Source organism: Aminobacter sp. 01T433, assembly GCF_056398585.1.
Window position 1 is genome coordinate 359,570 of the sequence record NZ_JBFTPR010000007.1, and the last position, 23,437, is coordinate 383,006.

At 62.8% G+C, this 23,437-nt stretch carries 25 protein-coding genes; all 25 read left to right on the plus strand.

Annotation, left to right across the window (positions count from 1 at the left end):
* Positions 1 to 50 precede the first annotated feature (50 nt).
* Positions 51 to 620 carry a head-tail connector protein gene (locus tag AC1DLV_RS15300; RefSeq protein ID WP_476800764.1) on the plus strand — a complete coding sequence of 190 codons (570 nt, stop codon included), beginning with the start codon at positions 51 to 53 and terminating at the stop codon, positions 618 to 620.
* Complete coding sequence (locus AC1DLV_RS15305) at positions 620 to 955, plus strand: phage head closure protein (protein WP_476800765.1); 336 nt, start codon at positions 620 to 622, stop codon at positions 953 to 955. The genes AC1DLV_RS15300 and AC1DLV_RS15305 overlap by 1 nt, the downstream gene beginning before the upstream one ends.
* Complete coding sequence (locus AC1DLV_RS15310; protein WP_476800766.1) at positions 952 to 1,140, plus strand: hypothetical protein; 189 nt, start codon at positions 952 to 954, stop codon at positions 1,138 to 1,140. The genes AC1DLV_RS15305 and AC1DLV_RS15310 overlap by 4 nt, the downstream gene beginning before the upstream one ends.
* Positions 1,121 to 1,534: a DUF3168 domain-containing protein gene (locus tag AC1DLV_RS15315; protein ID WP_476800767.1), complete on the plus strand. Its 414-nt coding sequence runs from the start codon at positions 1,121 to 1,123 to the stop codon at positions 1,532 to 1,534. The genes AC1DLV_RS15310 and AC1DLV_RS15315 overlap by 20 nt, the downstream gene beginning before the upstream one ends.
* A 50-nt stretch (positions 1,535 to 1,584) precedes the next feature.
* Entirely contained in the window at positions 1,585 to 2,001 is a 417-nt protein-coding gene (locus tag AC1DLV_RS15320) for a phage major tail protein, TP901-1 family (RefSeq protein ID WP_476800768.1), read from the plus strand.
* Positions 1,998 to 2,339: a gene transfer agent family protein gene (locus AC1DLV_RS15325; RefSeq protein WP_476800769.1), complete on the plus strand. Its 342-nt coding sequence runs from the start codon at positions 1,998 to 2,000 to the stop codon at positions 2,337 to 2,339. The genes AC1DLV_RS15320 and AC1DLV_RS15325 overlap by 4 nt, the downstream gene beginning before the upstream one ends.
* Positions 2,306 to 2,578, plus strand: coding sequence for a phage tail assembly chaperone (locus tag AC1DLV_RS15330; RefSeq protein ID WP_476800824.1), 273 nt, complete (start codon positions 2,306 to 2,308; stop codon positions 2,576 to 2,578). The genes AC1DLV_RS15325 and AC1DLV_RS15330 overlap by 34 nt, the downstream gene beginning before the upstream one ends.
* Complete coding sequence (locus AC1DLV_RS15335) at positions 2,556 to 3,131, plus strand: phage tail tape measure protein (protein WP_476800770.1); 576 nt, start codon at positions 2,556 to 2,558, stop codon at positions 3,129 to 3,131. The genes AC1DLV_RS15330 and AC1DLV_RS15335 overlap by 23 nt, the downstream gene beginning before the upstream one ends.
* An 18-nt stretch (positions 3,132 to 3,149) precedes the next feature.
* On the plus strand, positions 3,150 to 3,788 hold the full coding sequence (locus tag AC1DLV_RS15340; protein WP_476800825.1) for a phage distal tail protein, Rcc01695 family: 639 nt from the start codon (positions 3,150 to 3,152) through the stop codon (positions 3,786 to 3,788).
* Entirely contained in the window at positions 3,785 to 4,672 is an 888-nt protein-coding gene (locus AC1DLV_RS15345) for a DUF2163 domain-containing protein (protein ID WP_476800771.1), read from the plus strand. Before AC1DLV_RS15340 ends, AC1DLV_RS15345 begins: the two co-directional genes overlap by 4 nt.
* Positions 4,669 to 5,115, plus strand: a complete 447-nt coding sequence (locus AC1DLV_RS15350) for an NlpC/P60 family protein (RefSeq protein ID WP_476800772.1) — start codon at positions 4,669 to 4,671, stop codon at positions 5,113 to 5,115. Before AC1DLV_RS15345 ends, AC1DLV_RS15350 begins: the two co-directional genes overlap by 4 nt.
* Before the next feature lie 15 nt (positions 5,116 to 5,130).
* On the plus strand, positions 5,131 to 9,033 hold the full coding sequence (locus tag AC1DLV_RS15355) for a baseplate multidomain protein megatron (protein WP_476800773.1): 3,903 nt from the start codon (positions 5,131 to 5,133) through the stop codon (positions 9,031 to 9,033).
* A 34-nt stretch (positions 9,034 to 9,067) separates the two neighbouring features.
* Positions 9,068 to 9,280 (plus strand): hypothetical protein, encoded by a 213-nt coding sequence (locus AC1DLV_RS15360; protein WP_476800774.1) that lies wholly within the window; start codon positions 9,068 to 9,070, stop codon positions 9,278 to 9,280.
* A 76-nt stretch (positions 9,281 to 9,356) separates the two neighbouring features.
* Positions 9,357 to 9,653 carry a hypothetical protein gene (locus tag AC1DLV_RS15365; RefSeq protein WP_476800775.1) on the plus strand — a complete coding sequence of 99 codons (297 nt, stop codon included), beginning with the start codon at positions 9,357 to 9,359 and terminating at the stop codon, positions 9,651 to 9,653.
* A 66-nt stretch (positions 9,654 to 9,719) separates the two neighbouring features.
* Positions 9,720 to 10,385, plus strand: a complete 666-nt coding sequence (locus tag AC1DLV_RS15370; protein ID WP_476787487.1) for a response regulator transcription factor — start codon at positions 9,720 to 9,722, stop codon at positions 10,383 to 10,385.
* A 46-nt stretch (positions 10,386 to 10,431) separates the two neighbouring features.
* Positions 10,432 to 11,808, plus strand: coding sequence for an ATP-binding protein (locus AC1DLV_RS15375; RefSeq protein ID WP_476800826.1), 1,377 nt, complete (start codon positions 10,432 to 10,434; stop codon positions 11,806 to 11,808).
* Between the two features lie 92 nt (positions 11,809 to 11,900).
* Positions 11,901 to 12,347: a hypothetical protein gene (locus AC1DLV_RS15380; protein ID WP_476800776.1), complete on the plus strand. Its 447-nt coding sequence runs from the start codon at positions 11,901 to 11,903 to the stop codon at positions 12,345 to 12,347.
* A gap of 100 nt (positions 12,348 to 12,447) precedes the next feature.
* Complete coding sequence (ccmI, locus tag AC1DLV_RS15385; RefSeq protein ID WP_476800827.1) at positions 12,448 to 13,584, plus strand: c-type cytochrome biogenesis protein CcmI; 1,137 nt, start codon at positions 12,448 to 12,450, stop codon at positions 13,582 to 13,584.
* Positions 13,585 to 13,586: 2 nt separating this feature from the next.
* Positions 13,587 to 14,027, plus strand: coding sequence for a cytochrome c maturation protein CcmE (ccmE, locus tag AC1DLV_RS15390; protein WP_476800777.1), 441 nt, complete (start codon positions 13,587 to 13,589; stop codon positions 14,025 to 14,027).
* Between the two features lie 18 nt (positions 14,028 to 14,045).
* Entirely contained in the window at positions 14,046 to 16,034 is a 1,989-nt protein-coding gene (locus AC1DLV_RS15395) for a heme lyase CcmF/NrfE family subunit (protein ID WP_476800778.1), read from the plus strand.
* Complete coding sequence (locus AC1DLV_RS15400; RefSeq protein ID WP_476785477.1) at positions 16,031 to 16,498, plus strand: cytochrome c-type biogenesis protein; 468 nt, start codon at positions 16,031 to 16,033, stop codon at positions 16,496 to 16,498. The genes AC1DLV_RS15395 and AC1DLV_RS15400 overlap by 4 nt, the downstream gene beginning before the upstream one ends.
* A gap of 118 nt (positions 16,499 to 16,616) precedes the next feature.
* Positions 16,617 to 18,149 carry a Do family serine endopeptidase gene (locus tag AC1DLV_RS15405; protein ID WP_476836180.1) on the plus strand — a complete coding sequence of 511 codons (1,533 nt, stop codon included), beginning with the start codon at positions 16,617 to 16,619 and terminating at the stop codon, positions 18,147 to 18,149.
* Positions 18,150 to 18,338: 189 nt separating this feature from the next.
* A complete protein-coding gene (locus AC1DLV_RS15410) occupies positions 18,339 to 19,013 on the plus strand; it encodes a response regulator transcription factor (protein WP_476800828.1) in 675 nt (224 codons plus the stop codon).
* Positions 19,013 to 20,464, plus strand: coding sequence for a sensor histidine kinase (locus tag AC1DLV_RS15415; RefSeq protein WP_476800780.1), 1,452 nt, complete (start codon positions 19,013 to 19,015; stop codon positions 20,462 to 20,464). Before AC1DLV_RS15410 ends, AC1DLV_RS15415 begins: the two co-directional genes overlap by 1 nt.
* On the plus strand, positions 20,465 to 23,425 hold the full coding sequence (locus tag AC1DLV_RS15420) for a bifunctional [glutamine synthetase] adenylyltransferase/[glutamine synthetase]-adenylyl-L-tyrosine phosphorylase (protein ID WP_476800781.1): 2,961 nt from the start codon (positions 20,465 to 20,467) through the stop codon (positions 23,423 to 23,425).
* The last annotated feature ends 12 nt before the right edge of the window (positions 23,426 to 23,437 follow it).

The window sequence follows — 23,437 nt, forward strand, 5'->3', positions numbered from 1 at the left end:
GGGCCCAGCGCTCGTTCGCCGCTCCCCTTCCATCCTGACACAGGTGATGAATGACCCTGATCCGAACCGGTGCGCCGGCGTTGGAGCCCGTGACGCTGGTCGACGCCAAGGCGCATCTGCGCATCACCCATACGAGCGAGGATGCGCTGATCAGCGGCCTGATCCGCGCTGCGCGCGAAGATGTCGAGCGAACGACCGGTATGGCGCTGATCGACCAGGCCTGGCGGCTGGTGCTCGACCGCTGGCCGACCGACGATTTCGTGATGCTGGTGCGGCATCCGGTGCGGCAAGTGCTTTCGGTGACGATTTTCGGCAGCGAGGGTGCGGCGTCCATCGTCAATCCGGCCGCCTACCAGCTGGACACGCTGTCGCGCCCCGCACGCATCCATTTCGACCGCGCGCCGGAGCGACTGCGTGTGATGAACGGCGTCGAAATCGACTTTCGCGCCGGCTTTGGCGAGGCAGGCACGGATGTGCCTGACCTGCTGAAGCGGGCGATACTGCTGCTTGTGGCGCATTGGTACGAGTTTCGCTCGAGTTTCGGCCCGGATGATCAGCCCGTGTCCTATCCCGGTGGGTACGATCGCCTGCTCTCCGGCTATCGCTCACGGAGGCTTTGATGCGCATGAGCTTCATCGATCCTGGCGCCTTTCGCAGCGAACTTGCGCTGGAAGAATGCGTGACAACGCCGGACAGTCTTGGCGGCCACACCGAGAGCTGGGTTGAACTGGCGACACTGTTCGCGCGGGTCGAGCCGATCTCGGCGCAGAGCGTGTTTGGTGCGGATCAGACGCTTGAGACGGCGACCCATCGGATCAGCATGCGATGGCGGGACGGGCTCAAGAGCGGGATGCGCCTGCGCCGAAACCTGCGCGTGCTTGCCATCATTACCGTCCACGACCCGGACGAAACGCAGCGCTACCTCGTTTGCCGCACAAGGGAGCAGGGTGCATGAATGTGACCATGAAGCTGACGCTCGACGGGCTGAAGCGGGCGCTGCGCTGGAAGGCGCATGAACTGGCGGAAAGTGTCGAACAGGGTTACCGTGGCGACGGTGCTGGCGTGTCGGTAGAGGCACTGCCGAGGCGGGTAAGTCCGCGCAGGATCAGGGAGCGCAACGATGACCGCCCCGGCCGCTGAGTTGCAGAAAGCGGTGTTTGCGGCACTTCGCGGCAACGCACCGCTGGTAACACTTTTGGGCGGATCGAAGATCCACGACCAGGCACCGGCAAACGTCATTTTTCCCTATCTGACCTTTGGCCGGACGAGCGTCTACGATTGGAGCACGGATACCGAAAGCGGCACCGAACAGCTGTTTTCTGTCCATGTCTGGTCGAAATCCCAAGGCAAGCGCGAGGCGCTCGAAATCATGGAGATCGTGCGTTTGCTGCTTGATGATGCGACGCTCAATCTGGGCACGCAGCATCTTGTCAGCATGCGGCTCGAATTTTCCGAGGCACGTTTCGACGACAGGCTTTCGCTCCACCACGGGCTGCTGCGCTTTCGCGCGGTGACCGAGCCCAAGGGCGCCTGACCGTCGGCTTGCCGGCAACATCTTTCTCAAGACATTCAGGAGACCAATTCATGGTCGCACAGAAGGGCAAGGACCTTCTGCTCAAGATCGACTCTAACGGTCTGGGCAGCTTTGTCACGGTTGCGGGCCTGCGTTCCAAGCGCATTGCCTTCAACAGCGAGACGGTCGACATCACCGATGCGGAGTCGGCGGGGCGCTGGCGCGAGCTTTTGGCCGGAAGCGGGGTGCAGCGGGCGGCGGTGAGCGGCTCCGGCATCTTCAAGGATCAGCAATCCGACGCCAGGATCCGCAGCTGCTTCTTTGGCGGCGAGATTTTGAGGTGGCAGCTTGCCGTACCTGATTTCGGCGTCGTCGATGGGCCGTTCCAGATCACCTCACTGGAATATACCGGCAACCATGATGGCGAGGTGACCTTCGAGGTGGCGCTCGAATCCGCCGGTGTCGTCGGTTTTGCGGTGATGCCATGACAGCGAACAGGCGGCGCGGCGAGATTGCCGCAGAACTGGACGGCAAGAGCCACCGGCTGTGCCTGACACTGGGGGCTCTGGCTGAGCTTGAAGCGAGCTATGCCGCGGCAGATCTTGCGGCGCTGGTGGAGCGGTTTTCGAGCGGTCGTTTGTCGGCGACCGACATGATCCGCGTCATTGGTGCTGGTTTGCGCGGTGCCGGATATGAGCTTTCCGACGACGATGTGGGCGGTATGCGTGCCGAAGGTGGCGTCGCAGGCTTCGCAGCGATCGTTGCGGATCTTTTGACCACGACCTTCGGTGCATCGCCCAAGGCGGAAGGTACCCAAAACCCTTAGGCGCCGCAGCGGGCGCCGGCGCGGAATTTCCCTGGGACAGCGTGATGGCCATGGGATTCGGCCTGCTGCGGCTTTCGCCGAGGGATTTTTGGGCCATGACGCCGCGCGAACTGGAGCGCGCGATGAGCGTGCTCGGAGCGGCCAGAACCGAGGCGCCCGCCAAAGCCCAGCTTGCTGAGCTGATGAAAATGTTTCCCGACCAGACGGAGAACCAATTTGGCAGAGGGTGTGAACGTTAAGATCAATGCGGACGCCAGTCCGTTTGTCTCGACACTGAAATCGCTGGAGAAGCTGGCTGACAATTTCGGTGCCCATCTCACAGGGGCGCTGAAAATGGCGACCATTGGCGGCCGCGAGCTCGAGGACGTGCTGCGAGGCCTGGGAATGAAAATTGCCGGCATGACGCTGGGGCACGGTCTCAAGCCGCTTCAGTCGCTGGGCGGGTCGCTCTTCCAGGGCTTGATGCAGGGGCTGCAGAAAGCGCTTCCTTTCGCCAAAGGCGGGGTGACGGGCGGCGTGGTGCCGTTTGCGTCCGGCGGCGTCGTGTCGTCGCCGACCTATTTTCCGAACGGCAAGAACCTTGGGCTGATGGGCGAAGCCGGCGCGGAGGCGATCCTGCCGCTGCGCCGGGGCGCTGACGGCAGTCTGGGCGTGGCTGCACCCGGCGGCGGTGGCGCTGTCAGTGTCGTGTTCAACGTGACGGCGCAGGACGCAGCATCGTTCCGCAAATCCGAAGCACAGATCACCGGTATGCTGGCGCGTGCGGTGTCGCGTGGCGCACGAACATTTTGAGGAGGGGTTGTGACGGAATTGGCCAGTTTCCATGACGAGGTCTTTCCGATCGCCGTGTCCTTTGGCGCGACGGGCGGGCCGGAGCGGCGCAACGAAATCGTGTCGCTGACCTCGGGACGGGAGAAACGTAACCTGCGCTTTTCCCAGTCTCGCCACCACTACGACGCAGGAACCGGCGTGAAATCGCTCGACGATCTTCACGATGTCCTGGCGTTTTTCGAAGCGCGGCGCGGCTCGCTACATGCATTCAGGTTCCGCGATCCGTTCGACATGAAGTCATGCCGGCCAAGCGAAACACCTGGTATGCTGGATCAGCAATTGGGAACGGGCGACGGCGCAAAAGCCCGGTATGCCCTGGTGAAAGCCTACGGCTCCGGAACCGACGCTTACAAGCGGCTGATCTCCAAGCCTTTGCCGGGGAGCCTTAGGGTTGCAATTGCTGGTGCAGCGCAGACAGCGCCGGCATTCTCATTCGATGGTGCGACCGGCGAGGTGGTTTTTGCGCTTGGTTCGATCCCGGCAATGGGGGCGCGGGTGACTGCGGGTTTTGAGTTCCATGTGCCTGTGCGCTTCGACGTAGAGCGGTTGTCCCTGAGCCTGACGGCCTTCAAAGCCGGGCAGATCCCGTCAATTCCCCTCGTGGAGGTGCTGATATGACGATGCCATCGGCACTGGCGGACCATCTCGGCCGTCCCGTAATCAGTGTGTGCCACTGCTGGCGGCTGACGCGCGCCGATGGCGTGGTGAGCGGCTTTACCGACCATGATCACCCGCTGGCGCTTGATGGCACGACATTCGAGCCGGAAACGGGTCTCGCCGCCAGTGAGGCGCGCAGTTCGCTCGGCCTTGCGGTCGATACCGTCGATGTCGAAGGCGCGCTGTCGTCAGAGCGAATTCGCGACGCGGATATCGCTGCAGGTCTCTATGACAATGCCAAGGTCGAGACCTTCCTGGTCAACTGGATGGAGCCTCAGCATTTCGCGCGGTTGCGGACAGCGACAATTGGCAAGATCACGCGCAGCGACCAGCGTTTCGTGGCCGAGTTGGAAAGTGCCACGCATGCGCTTGACCAGCCGAGGGGCCGCTACGTCAATCGCGCCTGCGATGCGGAGCTTGGCGATGCCAGGTGCGGCGTGGTGCTGAACCAGCCGCAGTTTTCGGGCAACGGGACCGTAACGGTCTATGCCGAGCCTGACATGCTGACCGTGTCGGGGCTCGGCAGCTTCAAATCGGGATGGTTTACGCATGGCACGCTGACCTGGACCACTGGGGCCAGGAGCGGTCGCAGCGAACGTATCGTCGCCCATCGCCGGGATGCTTCCGGTGTGATGGTAACTGTTGGCCCAAGTGCGGGGGCAGCTGTCATGGCAGGCGACGCCTTTTCCCTTCGCGCCGGTTGCGACAAGGCGTTTGCAACCTGTAAGGCGAAGTTCGCCAACGCCCTGAATTTTCGCGGCTTTCCGCACCTTCCCGGTAACGACGCTGGCTATTCCTATGTCACGGAAGGCGGCGTCTTCGACGGCCGGCCGATCGTGCCATGAGCGATAGAAACATTGCGGCATCCGTCGTGGCGGAGGCGCTGGAGTGGGTCGGTACCCCGTATCGTCATCAGGGCAGCCGCAAGGGCGTGGCCTGCGATTGCCTTGGATTGGTGCTTGGGGTCTGGCGCGAAATCTACGGCCACGAGTTGGAGCAACCGGGGCCTTATGCGGCTGATTGGGCCGAAACCACTCAACAGGAGCGCTTGCTCGACGGATTGCGAAGGCATCTGCTGGAGAAGCCCGTCGCAGCCATCGCCGCCGGCGATCTCATCGTGTTTCGCTGGCGCGCGCATTTGCCGGCTAAACATGCCGCGATCCTGACTGAGGCGGATTGCTTCGTGCATGCCTATCAGGATCACGGCGTGACGCTGACCCGGCTCGTGCCGCAATGGCGCCGACGCATCGCCGCTGCCTTTGCCTTTCCAAACCCGACGCATAGCTGATCCCGGAGATCGTTGATGGCGACCATTCTGCTGCAGGCTGCTGGGGCATTTCTTGGCGGCATGCTCGGCCCTATCGGCACTACCATCGGCACGGCTGCCGGTGCGCTTGCGGGCTACGCCATCGACCGGGCGCTGATCAACAGCACAAGAAGGATCGAGGGCCCACGGCTGACCGGTGCGCGGCCTTTCACCGCCGAAGAGGGTGCCTCGCTACCGAGGATCTATGGCACGGCGCGCGTCGGCGGAACGCTGATATGGGCGACGCGCTTCAAGGAAACGCGTTCGACGCGGCGGCAAGGCAAGCTCGGCCCGAAAGTGACCGAATATGCCTATTATGGAAACGCCGCTTTTGCGCTGTGCGAAGGCGAGATCGCCGGCATTCGGCGTGTATGGGCGGATGGGCGCGAGGTCGATCGCGAGACGATCGAGCTGCGCATCCATCGCGGCACCGAAGGCCAGGCCGTCGATCCGCTGATTGCGGCCAAGCAGGGCACAGGCAACGCGCCTGCCTATCGCGGCGTTGCCTATGTGGTGGTCGAAAATCTCGACATTGGCGAATATGGCAACCGCATCCCACAGATGCAGTTCGAGGTGATCCGGCCGATCGGCGACCTGCGCAAGCATGTCCTCGCTGTCACCCTGATCCCCGGCGCGACCGAGTACGGGCTATCAACGAGCCTGGTCACGCGGCAGAAGCGACCCGGCCATACCGAGGCGCTCAATCGCCATGTGCTCTACGCCGGTACCGACATCGCAGCATCGCTCGACGAGTTGCAGATGATCTGCCCGAATATCGAGAACGTAGCGCTGGTGGTGACCTGGTTCGGCAACGATCTGAGGGCCGGCCAATGCCGGTTGAGGCCGGCCGTGACTAACGCCTCGACCTCGGGCCTGTCGGCCCCCTGGCGTGTGTCAGGCATAACCCGACCGAATGCCATGCTGGTTTCGACGCATGACGGCGGCCCCGCCTATAGCGGCACGCCGTCCGACAAAAGCGTCAAGGAGGCGATTGCCGAGATCAAGGCGCGTGGCCTGAAGGTGACACTTTATCCATTCATCATGATGGATATCCCCGCGGCAAACAGCCTGCCCGATCCCTATGGCAATGCCAGCCAGGCAAACTATCCTTGGCGTGGACGCATAACCTGCATGCCAGCGCCGGGGCTTGTCGGTACGACCGACCGCACCGCGGCGGCGCGAAGCCAGGTCGACGCGTTTTGCGGTTCGGCACAGCGGACCCAGTTCGCCGCTGCCGGAGACAGCATCATTTTTACCGGCAGCCCTGACGACTGGGGCTATCGGCGCTTTGTCTTGCACTATGCGCATTTGGCCGCGGCCGCCGGTGGTGTCGATGCCTTCCTGGTCGGTACCGAACTGCGCGGCCTGACCACCTTGCGCGATGCCGGCAATGCGTTCCCGTTCGTCGAGACGCTTTGCACCTTGGCGGCCGATGTTCGCGCAGTACTTGGTTCTGCCTGCCGTATCACCTATGGCGCCGATTGGAGCGAGTATTTCGGCTACCAGCCGGGCGATGGCAGCGGAGATGTCCATTTCCATCTCGACCAGCTTTGGGCGCACCCGGCGATCGATGCCGTTGGCATCGACAATTACATGCCCCTGTCGGACTGGCGCGACGCGGATTATGCGGGGGGCAACCCGGACGGATTTGCTTCGCCCTATGACCCCAAAGGCCTCGGCGCCGGCGTCGCCGGTGGCGAGGGCTTCGACTGGTACTATGCCAGCGTCGCGGCACGGCTGGCACGGTCGAGAAGTCCGATCACCGACGGTGCCTATGGCAAGCCCTGGGTGTTTCGCTACAAGGATCTTGTCGGCTGGTGGGCCAACCAGCACTACAACCGGTCCACTGGTGTGGAAGCCGCTTCACCCACCGCCTGGGTGCCGCGCAGCAAGCCGATCTGGTTCACCGAACTCGGCTGCCCCGCCGTGGACAAGGGGCCGAACCAGCCCAACATGTTTCCGGACGTCAAATCGTCCGAGAGCGCTGCCCCTCATTTTTCCAATGGCGGCCGGTCGGATATCGCACAACGGCGCTTGCTGGAAGCTCATGCCTCACACTGGGATTCGGCTGCTGCTGGCTTCAATGGCGCGGACAATCCGCTTTCGCCGATCTATGGCGGTCGTATGGTCGACGTGGCGCGCACCTATGTCTGGGCGTGGGACGCGCGGCCTTATCCGGCCTTTCCATTGCAATCATGGATTTGGTCGGATGGCGATGCCTGGTACCGCGGTCATTGGCTGAACGGTCGCTTCGCGGGTCCGGCTGTGTCCGATCTCATCAACGAGATACTGGCTGATCACAGCCTGCCTAAAGCCGACGTGGCCGGTGTCGAAGGTACAGTGAGCGGCTACGTCATCTCCGACCCGACCTCGGCTAGGGCCGCACTCGAACCGTTGGTCGACCTATTTGGCCTCTCGCTCCGCGAAGAGACAGCCGGATTGGTGTTCAGACAAACGGCTGCATCGAAGGATGCGGCCATCGAACTGACCGAGCTGACATTCGACGGCGGAAGTGCCGTGGTCGAGACCGTTCGCACGCCCGACCATGATTTGCCGGCCGAGGCCTTGATCAACTTTGGCGATCCCGTTGCCGACTACCAGTCGGCGTCGGCAAGGAGCACGCGGTTCGCCGCGTCCAACAGCCGGCAGCACGTGATTTCGTTTCCCGGCATGCTGGAGTCGGGACAGGCGAGCGCGCTGGCCGAGGACTGGATGCGCAGGACCTGGCAGGAACGAGAACAGCTGAGCTTCGCCCTTGCCGAGCCGCGCGCCGACATTGAGCCAGGCAGCATCGTCAAGGTACCGGCCTCGGGCAGCCGCTCCGAATTCCTGGTGACGGAGATCGAGCAGGGACTGGTGCGCAAAGTGACGGCGCGCCAGTTGTCGCGTGCGGTTCCTGCACCCTGGAGTTCTTCCAATCCCGATGTGGAACCGCTGCCGCCGATCGCCGTTGGCCAGCCGCATGCCGTCTTCCTCGATCTGCCGATGATGGCGGGCGGATCGGCGCTGCCGCAGGATCATTTCAAGGTAGCGGTGACAATGCACCCCTGGAGGAGCCAGGCGCTGTTCGTTTCGCCCGAGGACACCGGATTTGCGTTGCGAGGATCGGTCGGACGCCGTGCTGACATGGGCAGGTTGACGGCAGTGCTCTCGCCTGGCCCGGAAGGCAGGGTTGATCGTGCGGCTGTGTTGACCGTCGAACTCTATGACGGCGAGCTGGCCAGCGTCAGTCGCTTGCAGCTTCTCAACGGCGCCAATTTTGCGGCGGTGCGATCTGCCGGCGGCGCCTGGGAGGTGCTGCAGTTTGAGGCAGCTGGAGAGACCGCGCCCGGGGTCTGGCGATTGAGCAGCCTTTTGCGCGGGCAATTTGGCACCGGCGATGCGGCAGCCGTCGGCGCGGGCGTTGGCGCAGATGTCGTTATCCTCGACACGGCCGTCGTGCCCGCCGGCCTGATGGCTGGCGAGGTGGGGCTGCTGCTCAATTGGCGCGTCGGCCCGTTGGGCGGCGACTTCTCCGGTGCCAGCTTTTCGGCCCATCGGGAGACCGGCGGCAAGCGGGCGCTGATGCCGCTTTCTCCTGCCCATCTGCGGGGCAGGCTGACTGCGGGCAATGATCTGTCGCTTTCATGGATCCGGCGCGGGCGCATCGATGCCGACAGTTGGGAAGCGAGCGATATTCCCCTCGGCGAGGAGCGCGAGGAATATCGCATCGACATAGCCTCAGAAGGCGGTCCCATCGTGCGGTCAATGACGGTTCCGACACCTGGCTGGATTTATCCGGCGGTTGATATTGCGGCAGATTTTGGCACGCCGCCGGCCGCAGTCGACATCACCATTCGCCAGCTGAGCATTGCTGCCGGCTGGGGCATGCCGGCCTCGCGCCGAATTGCGTTGGCCTGAGGCGGCCAGGTCTTTCACTGGAAAGGATCAGAGCATGTTGAACCTGAAACCTTGGTATCTTTCGCGCACCATCTGGGCCTCTGTCGTGACCATGCTGCTGGGCGTGGCGGGCCTCGCCGGCATGCCCGTGGACGGCGTCGACAATTCCGCGTTGACCGATACGGTCTTGCAGGCGATCACTGCACTTTCGGGGTTGATTGCGATCTTCGGCCGGGTCTCGGCCAAACAGCGCATCGGCAGAAGCTAGCAGGCTTGCAATGGCGCCAGTTGCATGAATTCATCGTTCATTCCACGTTCAGCACTCGTGTATTAGAAATCGCAGCATGAAAACGCTTCGCTCCATATTCGGGTCAGCCACGACCGCGCTCTGCGCGGCAGGCCTGTTTGCGGCTTCCGCGCAAGCCGCGCCATTGCCGATCACGGAGACGGGCGAATTTGTCGTGGCAGCCGCGGATTGTTACTCGATCGGCCAGCAGGTGGCCGACCAGCAGGGCGGCACCTTGGCCCGCGCGACCGAGTCCAATCAGGGCGGACAGTCTGTCTGCGTGATCGTGGTGCTGGTGCCTGCCAAGGATGGCCAGCGGCCGCGCCGCGTCGAAGTCGTTGTGCCGGCAGGCTAGCCTGCATTTCCCGTCAGGGCGGAATCGCCTATATCTCTGACATCTTTCCACTGGTCGCAAAACCGCATGCGCATACTCGTCGTCGAAGATGACAAGGACCTGAACCGCCAGATATCCGAGGCGCTGACCGACGCTGGCTATGTCGTCGATAAAGCGTTTGACGGCGAGGAAGGACATTTCCTCGGCGACACCGAACCTTATGACGCGATCGTGCTCGATATCGGTCTGCCGCAGATGGACGGCATCAGCGTTGTCGAGCGCTGGCGCCGCGAGGGCCGCAAGATGCCGGTTCTGATGCTGACGGCGCGCGATCGCTGGAGCGACAAGGTTGCCGGTATCGACGCCGGCGCCGATGATTATGTGACCAAGCCGTTCCATATCGAAGAAGTGCTGGCACGGGTGAGGGCACTCATCCGTCGCGCCGCCGGCCACGCCTCGTCGGAGCTTTCTTGCGGCCCGGTAAGGCTCGACACCAAGGCGTCGAAGGCCGACGTCAATGGCGTGCCGCTGAAGCTGACCTCGCACGAGTTCCGGCTGCTCGCCTATCTCATGCATCATATGGGCGACGTGGTCTCCCGCACCGAGCTGGTCGAGCATCTCTATGACCAGGATTTCGACAGGGATTCCAACACCATCGAAGTGTTTGTCGGTCGCCTTCGCAAGAAGATGGGCATCGACATGATCGAAACCGTCCGCGGTATGGGTTACCGCATGCGCGAGCCGGAGGCGTAAGGCGGAAAAGCTTCGCAAACGACTGGGTCGCTGGAAGCGCTACGTGCTGGGCCTCGGGCCCCGTTCGCTGGCATTCCGCGTTATCGCTTTTTCCACGGTTTGGGCGATCCTGGCATTTGCCTTGATCTTCACCGTCATCAGTTCGCTCTACCGCCAGACCAGCGAACGCGGCTTCGACAGCCTGTTGTCGGCGCATCTCTTCAACCTCATTGGCTCTGTCGGCGTGTCCGACAGCGGCACGCTGACCGGGGGCCCTGATCTCGGCGACCTTCGCTTCTCCGAACCGGAATCGGGCTGGTACTGGTCTGTCGAGCCGGTTTCCAAGGGGCTTGTAGGTCAGCTGCGTTCCTCGTCGATGACCGAGCCGATCGCATCGCCGAGTGCCGATGAAGTGCCGTTCAATGCCGAATTTCAGCGCCATTACCGCGTGGCGGGCATCGGCGGCGAGGAGCTCGAGGTTTTCGAGAGCGAGTTTGTGCTGGATTCGCAAAACCGCATCGGACGCTTCCGTGTCATGGGCAATCGCACCGAGCTGGAAGACGAGATCAGCGGCTTCGAATGGCGCCTGTTCACCTATTTGTCGCTGTTCGGCTTTGGCATGATCGCCATCAACGCCATTGCGATCCTGCTTGGCTTGCAGCCGCTGACGCGCGTGCGCAACGCGCTTGCCATGGTTCGCGAGGGAACTGCACAGCGCCTCACGGGACGTTTTCCTGCCGAGATCCAGCCGCTCGCAAACGAGACCAATGCGCTGATTGAAAACAACCGCCGCATCGTCGAGCGGTCGCGAACCCAGGTCGGCAATCTCGCGCATTCGCTGAAAACACCCCTTGCGGTGATGCTCAACGAGGGGCGTGCTCTGGGCGGCGCCAAAGGGCAGCTCATTGCTGACCACGCCGCCGCGATGCAAATGCAGATTGATCACTACCTTCAGCGGGCCCGGGTTGCCGCGCAGCGGGAAAGCGTCGTCTATCGCACGCCAGTCGCACCGCTGTTGCAGCGCATGGTGCGGGTGATGGACAAGCTCTCGCGTGGCGCGACTTTCTCCCTGAACCTACCGGCGACGGAGGTTGTGTTCGCAGGCGAGCGCGAAGATCTCGAGGAAGTTGTCGGCAACCTCCTCGAAAACGCGATGAAATGGGCGCACAGTGCCGTCAAGGTTTCGGTTGAGACAGCGGCGCCCGTGGCCGAGGAGCCGCCACGGTTTTCGATCCTGATCGAAGATGACGGGCCAGGGATTCCGGAGGAAAAGGCACGCGAGGCGCTCCAGCGTGGCAAGCGTCTCGACGAGACCAAGCCAGGTACGGGCCTTGGCCTCGCCATCGTCGCTGATCTGGTCAAGGAGTATGGCGGCACGCTTCGATTGGAGCGATCGGAGATGGGGGGACTTAAGGCCATCGTAGAGTTGCGTGGAGTGCAGTAGAAATGGCTGGCCGAATCGGCCCCATTTCGGCCAAAGATGCAATCTAACGCGGCGCCAAGCCCTTGTAAGCGGACGCAAATTCGGGACCGGTGATGAGCATGAGACTAAGGGTGGCACTGGTTGCGGGAATACTGGCTGGCTCCGGCTGCACAACCTCCGGTTTGGGTAGCGGCAGCGGGATTGTTCCGTCGCTCGGCGGTGGAGACAGCTCGGCCTCTAGCGGCAAGGTCGCGACGCGTATCATCACGGCCATGGATGGGGGGCTGATTGGCGGCTCGATCGGCGGCGGCTTGAGTGACAGCGACCGGCGCAAGGCGCTCGAGGCCGAATATCGTGCGCTGGAATATGGTCAGGGCGGGCAGACTGTTGCCTGGAAGGGCGAGGGACGCTCGGGCGAAGTCGTCGCAGCGCAGCCATATCGCGTCGGCTCGCAGGACTGCCGGCAATATTCGCAGACCGTGTTCACCACCGGAACGCCACTGACCGCGCGCGGAACGGCCTGCCGCAACGCCGATGGTAGCTGGACGCCGCTGACCTGAGTTCTCACGCGTTGTTGCTTTGGCAAAAGAGCCTGGACCGTCAATAAGCCGCAGGACGAAGATGTTGGCAGCTTGGTGGCTGCTGGCTATTTAGGTGAGCATGTTGTTCTGGGTCATAGCTGCTGTATTGACACTTGGTGCGAGCCTTGCGGTTCTGTTGCCGTTGACGCGGCAGGCCGAAGGCGAAGCCGACGCCAGCCACGACCTCGAAGTTTATCGCGACCAGCTTGGCGAAGTCGACAGGGACGCCGCGCGCGGGCTCATTGCTCCATCAGACGCCGAACAAGCGCGGGCCGAGATAGCACGCCGCATCATCAAGCTTGATGCCGGTGGCGCGCCGAAGTCGAAGAACGAAACTCAGCGCTCCTCGAGGCTGGTCGGCGTCATCGCCGTGCTCGCCGTTCCATTGCTGAGCTGGAGCATTTACACCGCGATCGGCTCGCCGGACGTGCCGTCGCAGCCATTGAGCGCGCGCCTTTCGCAGAAGCCGGCGGACAGTTCCGTTGACGAATTGATCGCCCGCGCCGAGGCGCATCTTGTCGCCAACCCGTCTGACGGGCGCGGCTGGGATGTGCTGGCACCCGTCTATCTCAGGATGGGCCGGGCCGATGACGCGGTCACAGCCTATCGCAACGCTATCCGTATCGAAGGCTCGACAGCTGCCCGCGAAGCTGGACTTGGCGAGGCCATCGCCGGTGCGTCGGGCGGGATCGTTACGGCGGACGCGCGAATGGCCTTCGAGGCAGCGCTCAAATTCGAGCCAGCCAATCCCAAGGCCCGCTATTTCCTTGGCTTGGCGCTTGCCCAGGAGGGCAAGGTTGCCGAGGCAGCCACCGCCTGGCGTCTCATGGCCATGGGCCTGCCGGCCGACTCGCCATGGCGACCAGTGACTGAACAGGCGATCGCCCAGGCCGAAGGTCGCACCGCACCGGCCAATGAGGCGGCTGCCGGTCCCGGACCCAAGCAGGAGGACATCGACGCTGCAGCGTCCATGTCGTCAGGCGACCGCACGGCGATGATCGAGGGCATGGTCGCAACGCTGGACGAAAAGCTGCGCCAGAACCCGCGCGATCCGGAAGGATGGCTGCGATTGGTGCGTTCATATCAGGTGCTCGGAAAGACCGATCTGGCCCAGGACGCGCTTGGGCGCGCCTATACCGCACTTGGCCGTGACAGCGAAGACGGACGCAAGCTTTCCGAACTGGCCGGCTCGCTTGGCCTGAAAGTCACGGAGTAGGCATGACGCGTAAACAAAAACGGCTTTCGGTGATTGCGGGCGCGCTGGCCTTCTTGGGCGCGGCAACGGCCCTGACCTTTTACGCGCTCGGCCAGAAAGCCTCCTATTTCTACATGCCGGCAGATTTGCAGGCGGCGACCTTGCAGCCGGGCCAGAGGATTCGGCTCGGTGGCCTCGTCGAGAATGGCTCCATCGTGCGTGGGCAGGGAACGCAGGTTGAATTCGGCGTGACCGACTCCGAAAAAACGGTGAAAGTGCGCTACACTGGCATCCTGCCCGATCTGTTTCGGGAAGGGCAGGGCGTGATCACCGAGGGCAGCTTCGGCTCCGACGGTAAGTTCGTCGCCGATAGCGTGCTGGCAAAACATGACGAGAACTATATGCCCAGGGAAGTCGCCGACAGCCTGAAGGCAAAGGGCGTCTGGCAGGAAACCACGCAATGAACGTCGGACGGCGCTGACATGGTCGAGATGGGTCACTTCGCGCTTATCCTGGCGCTCGTTCTGTCGCTGGTGCAGTCGCTGGTGCCGCTTTACGGAGCCTACAAGGGCGACTCCAGGCTGATGGCGGTTGGCGGACCGGTGACAGTCACCGGATTTGCCATGATCGCGCTGTCTTTTGCCGTGCTGACGATGGCCTATGTCCAGTCGGACTTCTCGCTGGTCAATGTCTGGGAGAACTCGCATTCCCTTCAGCCGATGATCTACAAGTTCACCGGCACCTGGGGCAATCACGAAGGCTCGATGTTGCTGTGGGTTCTGATCCTCAGCTTCTTTGGTGCATTGGTTGCAGCCTTCGGCGGCAATCTTCCGGCGACGCTTCGAGCAAATGTGCTTGCCGTCCAGGGCTGGATCGGCACGGCCTTCCTGCTCTTCATCCTGATCACGTCGAACCCGTTTGCCCGCCTGGTACCGGCACCGATCGAAGGCAAGGATCTCAATCCGATCCTTCAAGACATCGGCCTCGCAGTCCATCCCCCGTTGCTCTATCTCGGCTATGTCGGCTTTTCGGTCTGTTTTTCGTTTGCTGTTGCAGCCCTGATCGAGGGCCGCATCGATGCCGCCTGGGCGCGCTGGGTGCGTCCATGGACGCTTGCTGCCTGGGTGTTTTTGACCGGCGGTATCGCCATGGGTTCCTACTGGGCCTATTACGAGCTCGGCTGGGGCGGCTTCTGGTTCTGGGATCCGGTCGAAAACGCCTCCTTCATGCCTTGGCTTGCCGGCACCGCACTTCTGCACTCCGCTATTGTCATGGAAAAGCGCTCGGCGCTGAAGATCTGGACGCTGCTGCTTGCCATCCTGACGTTCTCGCTGTCGTTGCTGGGCACCTTCCTTGTCCGTTCGGGCGTGCTGACCTCGGTGCATGCCTTTGCCAGCGACCCGAGCCGCGGTGTCTTTATCCTGTGCATTCTCACGCTGTTCATCGGTGGTTCGCTGGCGCTGTTTGCCCTGCGCGCGTCGTCGCTGACCGTGGGTGGCATCTTCCATCCGATCTCGCGCGAAGGCGCGCTGGTGCTCAACAACCTGTTCCTGACCACTGCGACTGCGACAGTGCTGATCGGGACGCTTTATCCGCTGGTGGTCGAGGCCCTGTTCGGCGACAAGATTTCGGTCGGCGAGCCGTTCTTCAACCTGACCTTCGGCCCGCTGATGATACCGCTTCTGGCGGTCGTGCCGTTCGGACCGCTGCTTGCCTGGAAGCGTGGCGATGTCGCTGCTGTTGCCCAGCGGCTCATGTTCGCCTTTGGCGCAGCACTTGCTGTTGTCTTGGTCACCTTCCTGTTCATCGATGGCGCGTCGGTGTTCGCTGCCCTTGGTGCCGGCCTTGCGACCTGGCTCGTGCTTGGCGCACTGACCGACGTCGCGCTGAAGTCTGGCATCGGCAACGTCACGCCGAAGGTGGCGCTGCACCGCTTCCTTGGCCTTCCGCGCTCGGTTTTCGGTACGGCGCTGGCACATCTCGGCCTTGGGCTGACGTTGCTTGGCATTGTTGGGGTGTTGTCGTTCCAGAAAGAGGCGATCCTGGTCATGAAGCCGGGACAGGTGCTGGAGATTTCCGGCCACCATCTGCGGTTCAACGGACTGACGCCTATGCGTGGACCCAACTTCACCGAGGACCAAGGCCGTTTCTCGCTGCTTGGTGCCAACGGCGAGCCTTTCACTGAGATCATGTCGTCCAAGCGCTTCTATCCGGTACGCCAGATGCCGACGACCGAAGCCGGCATCAAGACCATTTGGCTGAGCCAGCTCTACGTCTCGCTTGGCGACGAAACCGGCAATGGCTCGGTGGTCGTACGGGTCTGGTGGAAGCCGCTGGTCACACTGATCTGGGGCGGCTCGTTGGTGATGATGCTTGGCGGTTTCATATCGCTGATGGATCGTCGTCTGCGCGTCGGTGCGCCGGCGAAGCGCAAGTCTGGCCAAGCCAAACCTGTGCCGGTCGCATCATGAAGATGAAACTGCCGGCAATCGCAGGGTTCCTTGCCACGTTTCTCTTTGCGGGCACGGCGCTTGCCGTGAAACCTAGCGAGATGCTCGCCGATCCGAAGCTTGAGGCCCGCGCGCGGCTGCTGTCGGAAGAGCTGCGTTGCATGGTCTGCCAGAACCAGTCCATCGACGAATCAGACGCCGAACTGGCCGCCGACCTGCGCGTGCTGCTGCGCGAGCGGCTTGTCACTGGCGACAGCGACGAGCAGGTGATGGACTACATCGTCTCCCGCTACGGCGAATTCGTGCTGTTGAAGCCGCGCTTCAACCTGCGCAACGCCTTGCTTTGGGGAACGCCAGTCCTGCTGCTGCTCGGTGGCGGCACATTTGTGTTCCTGTCGGCCCGTTCGCGGCGCAGGCAGGAGCCGGATGCCTTGACGAAGGACGAGCAAGAAGCGCTCGAATCTATTCTGCGCAAGGACGCCTGAGCAGGCTCAACATTACCAAAGTTTCATCCCTCGGAAATGGTGCCGTAATGTGAGTCTCTCTATCTCTTGATCCATCGGATGCGGAACCAATGCATCCCGTTCATGAGGATCAGAGACAATGAGCACCGCCCCAAATTCCCTTTCGCGTTCGCGCAAGCGTCTCCTGGCCGCCGCCGCATCCCTTGCCCTTGTAGGTGCGATTGGCTTCGGCGCCGTGACCAGTGGAACCCTCCCTGTTTATGCCGACGCAGTAAACGTTAATGCACCGCAGGTCCCGAGCTTTGCCGACGTTGTCGAGCATGTTTCGCCGGCGGTTGTCAGCGTCCAGGTCAAGGCCAGGATCGACCCGGCTGCCGATACCGGCTCTTCGCCGTTCTCCAACCAGCAGGGTTTTGACAATCTGCCGGACAACCATCCGCTGAAGCGCTTCTTCCGCGGGCTGGACGGCAACGGCCAGAACCAGAATCGTCAGAAGTTCGGCCAGCGTGACGGCAGCCAGAAGCCGCGGCCTGTCGCACAAGGATCGGGCTTCTTCATCTCTGACGACGGCTATCTCGTCACCAACAATCACGTCGTTGCCGATGGCACTGCCTATTCCGTCGTCGCCAGCGACGGCAAGGAATACGATGCCAAGCTGATCGGTACCGATCCGCGCACCGACCTCGCCGTGCTCAAGGTCGATGCCAGCACAAAGTTCACCTATGTCAGCTTTGCCGACGACGCGAAGATCAGGGTCGGCGACTGGGTCGTTGCAGTCGGTAATCCATTCGGGCTCGGCGGCACCGTCACAGCTGGTATCGTCTCGGCACGCGGCCGTGACATCGGCGCTGGCCCTTATGACGACTTCCTGCAGATTGACGCTGCGGTGAACCGCGGCAATTCAGGTGGTCCTGCCTTCAACCTCAATGGCGAAGTGGTCGGCATCAACACCGCCATCTTCTCGCCGTCGGGTGGCAGCGTCGGCATCGCCTTTGCGATCCCAGCCTCTACCGCCAAGCAGGTGGTTCAGGATCTGATGAAGAATGGCAGCGTTCAGCGTGGTTGGCTCGGTGTGGAAATCCAGCCTGTCACTTCCGACATTGCGGAGTCCCTCGGCCTCAAGGGCGAGAAGGGTGCACTCGTTTCGAGCGCCCAGGACACCGGCCCGGCCAAGAAGGCGGGTATCGTCGCTGGTGACGTCATCACCCAGGTCAACGGTCAAGAGGTCGCCTCTCCGAGGGAACTCGCCCGTCTGATCGGCGCTGTCACTCCTGGCAAGGCGGTTGCCGTCACCGTTTGGCGCAATGGCAAGATGGAAAACGTCAACGTCGACCTCGGCACGCTTCCGGGTTCGGACAAGCAGGCCTCGGCGGACCAGCCTTCGGCACCCGGCGAACCCAGCTCGCTTGCCGATCTCGGCCTGACGGTCACGCGTTCGGAAGATGGCAAGGGCCTCGTGGTGACTGACGTTGACCCCTCCAGCGATGCCGCCGATCGCGGTATCCAGGCCGGCGACATCATCACCGCAGTGAATTCGGCCGAAGTCACTTCACCTGCCGATGTGACACAGGCGCTTAGCCAGGCGGAAAAGGCGGGCCGCAAAGCCGTACTCTTCCAGATCAGCCGCGAAAACAGCAACCGCTTCGTGGCCCTGCCTGTCAATCAGGGCTGACCGATCACTCCTGTCGGGCGGTATCATCACCCCCGAGCCGCCCGACGGAAAGTGACGGCGCCGGATAGTTTGTCAGTCTTCGATTCCGGCCCCGGTGGCAGCGGGCTCCCATCGCCCGCTGCCACTTCAATCTTTGGAGGAAACGACATGTCGCCTCTGATATCCAGCAAAATCGCGTATAACGACGGCATGAAGATTCTTGTCATCGAAGATGACCGCGAAGCGGCCGACTACATGCAGAAGGCTTTCGCGGAGGCCGGCCATACTGCCCATGTCGCAGGCGACGGCGATTCAGGTTTCGCCCTTGCCGATGCTGCCGAATACGACGTCATGGTCGTTGACCGCATGCTGCCAAGGCGTGATGGTCTTTCGGTGATTGCCGGGCTGCGGTCGCGCGGCAATACAACACCGGTTCTGATCTTGTCGGCGCTTGGCGAGGTCGATGACCGTGTGACGGGCTTGCGCGCCGGCGGCGACGACTATCTCACCAAGCCTTATGCTTTTTCCGAACTGCTCGCGCGGGTCGAAGTGCTCAACAGGCGCGCGCCCGCCCGCGAATCCGAGACGCTCTATCGCGTCGGCGATCTCGAGCTCGACCGGCTGTCCCACACGGTGCGCCGCGGCTCCCAGGAAATCACGCTGCAGCCGCGCGAGTACCGGCTGCTCGAATATCTGATGCGCCATGCCGGCCAGGTGGTCACCCGCACCATGCTGCTCGAAAACGTCTGGGACTATCATTTCGATCCGCAGACCAATGTGATCGACGTCCACATATCGCGGCTGCGCGGCAAGATCGAAAAGGGATTTGAAACGCCGATCCTGCACACCATTCGCGGCGCTGGCTATATGCTCAAGGCAGGTTGATGGCGTTCAGACTGCCGGCCATTATGAAAACCACAGCAGCGCGGCTCTCGGCGCTCTATCTGCTGCTTTTTGCCCTTTGTGCAGTCCTGCTGGTCTTTTACATGACGTCGCTGTCGGCGCGCATGCTGATGATGCAGACGCAGGAAACCATCAACGAAGAAGTGCTCGGCCTTGCCCGCGCCTACCAGCGCGGTGGTATCCCCACGCTCGTGCGGGTTGTCGAACAGCGTGCTCGGCAGCCGGGCGCCAATCTTTATCTGCTCGCCGACCCCAACGGCCAGATCCTGTCGGGCAACGTGCAAGGCATCCAGCCCGGCGTGCTCCAGCGCGAAGGCTGGACCGAACTGCCGTTCTCCTACGAACGCTACGGTGAAGTCGCAGGCCGGCGTCCGCCGGCGGTTGCTGAAAAAACCGAGTCGGAAGCGGTGACCGAGGAGCGACACAACGCCATTGCGGTGGTGCTGCGGCTTCCCAACCAGATGCTGCTGATGGTCGGCCGCGATCTTGGCGAGCCGGAACGGTTCCGGGACGTGATACAAAAGGCGCTGATGGTCGCGCTTGGCATGATGGGCTTTGGCGGCCTGCTGATCTGGTATTTCGTTGGCCGTCGCGCGCTCAAGCACATCGATGGTGTTTCGGAAGCCGGCCGGCGTATCATGGCTGGCGATCTGAGCGGTCGCCTGCCGGTCACCGGCGCGGGCGATGAGTTCGACCGGCTCGCCGAAAACCTCAACGTCATGCTGGCCCGTATCGCCCATCTCAATGACGGGCTGAAACAGGTTTCCGACAACATCGCCCATGACCTCAAGACGCCTTTGACGCGCCTGCGCAACCGGGCCGAGGCGGCACTTTCGGGCAAGAAGACGGGGGCCGACTACCGCGAGGTGCTGGAAGGCACGATCGCTGAGTCCGACCAGCTTATCCGCACCTTCAACGCCATCTTGATGATCTCGCGGCTGGAGGCGGGCTATTCCGCCGAAGCCCTGGCCAAGGTGGACCTTGCCGCGGTCGTTCACGACGTTGTCGAGCTTTATGAGCCCGTCGCCGAGGAACTGGGCGTTGGTCTTGAGGCAGCGCTTGACGGCGAGTTCATGATCAGCGGCAATCGCGAACTGATCGCCCAGGCACTGTCCAACGTCGTCGACAACGCCATCAAGTATTCCGCCGGCTCGGTCGAGGCGCCGCATGTCAGCGTGACGCTCCGACGCGAGGGCGACGAGGTTCGCCTGCTGGTCGCCGACAACGGCCTTGGTATTCCCGACGAAGGTGATCGCATGCGCGCCACCGAGCGTTTCGTGCGGCTGGAGCAGAGCCGATCGCAGCCCGGTTCCGGGCTTGGGCTCAGTCTCGCCAAAGCCGTGATGAAGTTTCACAACGGCCGCCTTGATCTTTTGCCCGGCAATCCCGGATTATCGGTCCTGATGAGCTTTCCCGTATCGAAGGACGAATAGATGAAAAGCGTGGCCGCACGGAAATCAGCGAGCGAGTGGCAGCTGGCGCCTGTGGCCAGTGTCGCGCCGCTCGATCCGGAGCGCGCCCGCCGCGAGATTCTCGAATTGGCGAGCCTCGCCAAGGAGGAGGGGTTCGATAGGCTCGCTGCTTTCCTGAGAGCCAGCGGGTCTGCCCAGGATTTCCTCGCCGCGGTCTTTGATCTTTCCGAATTCATGCGTGCCAGCGCTCGCCGGCAGCCGGAAATGCTCGATCGGCTGTTCGACCAGAGCGTCACGGAACGGCTTCAGGCGATCGGCGAGGCGATTGCCGCGATCCCGCGCGAAGCAGGCATGGCTGAGGCCACCTTGATGATGCAACTGCGCCGGCTGAAGGGCGAGGCGCATTTTCTCATCGCACTCGCTGATCTCGCAGGCGAGGCCGGCGCCGAGCTCAGCGTGCGCCGGTTGAGCGATTTGGCCGATCTGTGCACCAGCGCTGCGGTGAACTTCCTGCTCAGAGACGCGCATGGTCAGGGCAAGCTCAAGCTGCCCGATCCCGAAAACCCGACAATTGGCTCCGGCTGGATCCTGCTCGGCATGGGCAAGCTCGGCGCCCATGAGCTGAATTTCTCCTCCGACATCGATCTCGTCGTCTTCTTCGATCCCGAAGCACCGGCGATCATCGATCCGTACGAAGCAACCGAACTGTTCGCGCGACTGACCCGGCGGCTGGTCCGCATCATGCAGGATCGCACCGAGCACGGTTACGTCTTCCGCACCGATCTGCGCCTGCGTCCCGATCCGGGCTCGACGCCGCTGGCGATCTCGATCCACGCTGCGTTGCATTATTACGAGAGCCGCGGCCAGAATTGGGAACGCGCGGCGATGATCAAGGCGCGTCCTGTCGCCGGGGACATCGCTGCCGGCGAAGCCTTCCTGAAAGAGCTGCAGCCCTATGTCTGGCGCAAATACATGGACTATGCGGCCATCGCCGACGTCCATTCGATCAAGCGCCAGATCCATGCCCACAAGGGCCATGGCGAGGTGGCGGTCAAAGGCCACAATGTCAAGCTTGGCCGTGGCGGCATCCGCGAGATCGAGTTTTTCGTCCAGACCCAGCAACTCATCGCCGGCGGTCGCTTCCCCGAATTGCGCGGCCGCGCCACGGTGCCGATGCTCGACCAGCTTGCGGTGCGCGGCTGGATCACGATGGAGGCCCGCGACGCACTCGAGCGGCAATACTGGTTCCTGCGCCGGGTCGAGCACGCCATCCAGATGGTCGCCGATGAGCAGACACACACCTTGCCGGAAGACGACGAGGGCTTGGCCCGAATCGCCCACATGCTCGCCTTTACGGATGCCGAGGCGTTTTCGAAGGCCTTCCGCGCCTCGTTGCAGGAGGTCGAGCGGCACTATGCGGCATTGTTTGAGGCCGCACCCGAGCTCTCCTCCGGCGTCGGAAATCTCGTTTTCACCGGCGATGTCGACGACCCCGATACGTTGCACACGCTGCGCCAGCTCGGCTTCCAGCGTCCATCCGACATCTGCCGGGTCATCCGCAGCTGGCATTTCGGCCGCTACCGCGCCACCCAGTCGGCCGAAGCGCGCGAGCGCCTGACCGAACTGACGCCTGCACTGCTCGAAGCCTTCGGCAAGACCCGCCGCGCCGATGAGGCGCTGATGCGCTTCGACGAATTCCTCGCCGGCCTGCCTGCCGGCATCCAGCTGTTTTCGCTGCTCCAGTCCAATCCGGCGCTGCTCAAGCTTTTGGCCACCATCATGGGCGCGGCACCGCGCCTTGCAGGCATCATCACGCGCCGCCCGCATGTCTTCGACGGCCTGCTCGATCCTGCCTTGCTGTCCGAGTTGCCGGATCGCGCCTACCTAGCCGCGCGCCTGTCAGCTTTTCTCGAAAGCACCCGGCTCTACGAGGAAGTGCTCGACCGCCTGCGCATCTTTGCCTCCGAGCAGAAGTTCCTCATCGGTGTCAGGCTGCTTGCCGGCGCGATCGACTCCGCACGCGCCGGAAAGGCATTTTCCGACCTCGCCGACCTGACGGTTGGGGCCGCCCTTGAAGCTGTCGAGGCCGAGTTCGCGCGGCGGCATGGCAAGGTCGCTGGTGGGCGTGTGACCATCCTTGGCATGGGCAAGCTCGGCAGCCGCGAGGTGACCGCAGGCTCCGATGTCGATCTGATCCTGCTTTACGACCACGACGAGCATGCTGATGAGTCGGACGGCGAAAGGCCGCTTGCGCCTTCGCATTACTACGCGCGCATGACCCAGCGCCTGATCGCGGCTGTTTCCGCGCCAACTGCCGAAGGTGTGCTCTACGAGCTCGACCTCAGGCTGCGCCCGTCAGGCAACAAGGGGCCCGTTGCGACCCATATCTCGTCGTTCCGCAAGTATCAGCGCGAGGACGCCTGGACCTGGGAGCATATGGCGCTGACCCGCGCCCGCCCGATCGCCGGCGATGCTTCATTGTGCAACGAGGTTGAAATCGAGGTTGCCGCCATCATCGCTTTGCCGTGCGATGCGGCCAAGGTTGCGGCCGAGGCGCGCGACATGCGCCAGATGATCGAGGACGAAAAGCCGCCACAGGACCTGTGGGACATCAAGCTCGTGCCTGGTGGGCTGATCGACATGGAGTTCATCGCTCAGGTCGCGGTGCTGACTGGCAAGATCGAAGGGCAGGGCCATGCCACGGGCACGGCGGACACGCTCCACAGGCTTGCGCCTGCCTTTGCCGACGCGCAGACGCGACAGGACCTGGTCGATGCCTACGCGCTCTATTCGGCAATCACACAGATGACGAGGCTGTGCCTCACCGGTGCGTTCGAGCGGAACGATGTTCCGCCGGGACTGTCGGACTTGCTGCTTGCGGCAACCGACCTGCCCGATTTCGGCGTGCTCGAGGCGCACCTTCACGAGACGTCGCAGAAGGTCAGAACGCATTTCGACCGTCTGCTTCGCGGGAAACGATGATGCCGGCGGTGG

Bases quoted from the DNA above. Each gene is read 5' to 3' on its own strand.
- AC1DLV_RS15360 (WP_476800774.1), top strand. From the start codon at position 9,068: ATGTTGAACCTGAAACCTTGGTATCTTTCGCGCACCATCTGGGCCTCT.
- AC1DLV_RS15305 (WP_476800765.1), top strand. From the start codon at position 620: ATGCGCATGAGCTTCATCGATCCTGGCGCCTTTCGCAGCGAACTTGCG.
- ccmI (WP_476800827.1), top strand. From the start codon at position 12,448: ATGTTGTTCTGGGTCATAGCTGCTGTATTGACACTTGGTGCGAGCCTT.
- AC1DLV_RS15350 (WP_476800772.1), top strand. From the start codon at position 4,669: ATGAGCGATAGAAACATTGCGGCATCCGTCGTGGCGGAGGCGCTGGAG.
- AC1DLV_RS15365 (WP_476800775.1), top strand. From the start codon at position 9,357: ATGAAAACGCTTCGCTCCATATTCGGGTCAGCCACGACCGCGCTCTGC.
- AC1DLV_RS15370 (WP_476787487.1), top strand. From the start codon at position 9,720: ATGCGCATACTCGTCGTCGAAGATGACAAGGACCTGAACCGCCAGATA.
- AC1DLV_RS15310 (WP_476800766.1), top strand. From the start codon at position 952: ATGAATGTGACCATGAAGCTGACGCTCGACGGGCTGAAGCGGGCGCTG.
- AC1DLV_RS15320 (WP_476800768.1), top strand. From the start codon at position 1,585: ATGGTCGCACAGAAGGGCAAGGACCTTCTGCTCAAGATCGACTCTAAC.
- AC1DLV_RS15405 (WP_476836180.1), top strand. From the start codon at position 16,617: ATGAGCACCGCCCCAAATTCCCTTTCGCGTTCGCGCAAGCGTCTCCTG.
- ccmE (WP_476800777.1), top strand. From the start codon at position 13,587: ATGACGCGTAAACAAAAACGGCTTTCGGTGATTGCGGGCGCGCTGGCC.
- AC1DLV_RS15400 (WP_476785477.1), top strand. From the start codon at position 16,031: ATGAAGATGAAACTGCCGGCAATCGCAGGGTTCCTTGCCACGTTTCTC.
- AC1DLV_RS15395 (WP_476800778.1), top strand. From the start codon at position 14,046: ATGGTCGAGATGGGTCACTTCGCGCTTATCCTGGCGCTCGTTCTGTCG.
- AC1DLV_RS15415 (WP_476800780.1), top strand. From the start codon at position 19,013: ATGGCGTTCAGACTGCCGGCCATTATGAAAACCACAGCAGCGCGGCTC.
- AC1DLV_RS15380 (WP_476800776.1), top strand. From the start codon at position 11,901: ATGAGCATGAGACTAAGGGTGGCACTGGTTGCGGGAATACTGGCTGGC.
- AC1DLV_RS15420 (WP_476800781.1), top strand. From the start codon at position 20,465: ATGAAAAGCGTGGCCGCACGGAAATCAGCGAGCGAGTGGCAGCTGGCG.
- AC1DLV_RS15410 (WP_476800828.1), top strand. From the start codon at position 18,339: ATGAAGATTCTTGTCATCGAAGATGACCGCGAAGCGGCCGACTACATG.
- AC1DLV_RS15345 (WP_476800771.1), top strand. From the start codon at position 3,785: ATGACGATGCCATCGGCACTGGCGGACCATCTCGGCCGTCCCGTAATC.
- AC1DLV_RS15315 (WP_476800767.1), top strand. From the start codon at position 1,121: ATGACCGCCCCGGCCGCTGAGTTGCAGAAAGCGGTGTTTGCGGCACTT.
- AC1DLV_RS15300 (WP_476800764.1), top strand. From the start codon at position 51: ATGACCCTGATCCGAACCGGTGCGCCGGCGTTGGAGCCCGTGACGCTG.
- AC1DLV_RS15355 (WP_476800773.1), top strand. From the start codon at position 5,131: ATGGCGACCATTCTGCTGCAGGCTGCTGGGGCATTTCTTGGCGGCATG.
- AC1DLV_RS15325 (WP_476800769.1), top strand. From the start codon at position 1,998: ATGACAGCGAACAGGCGGCGCGGCGAGATTGCCGCAGAACTGGACGGC.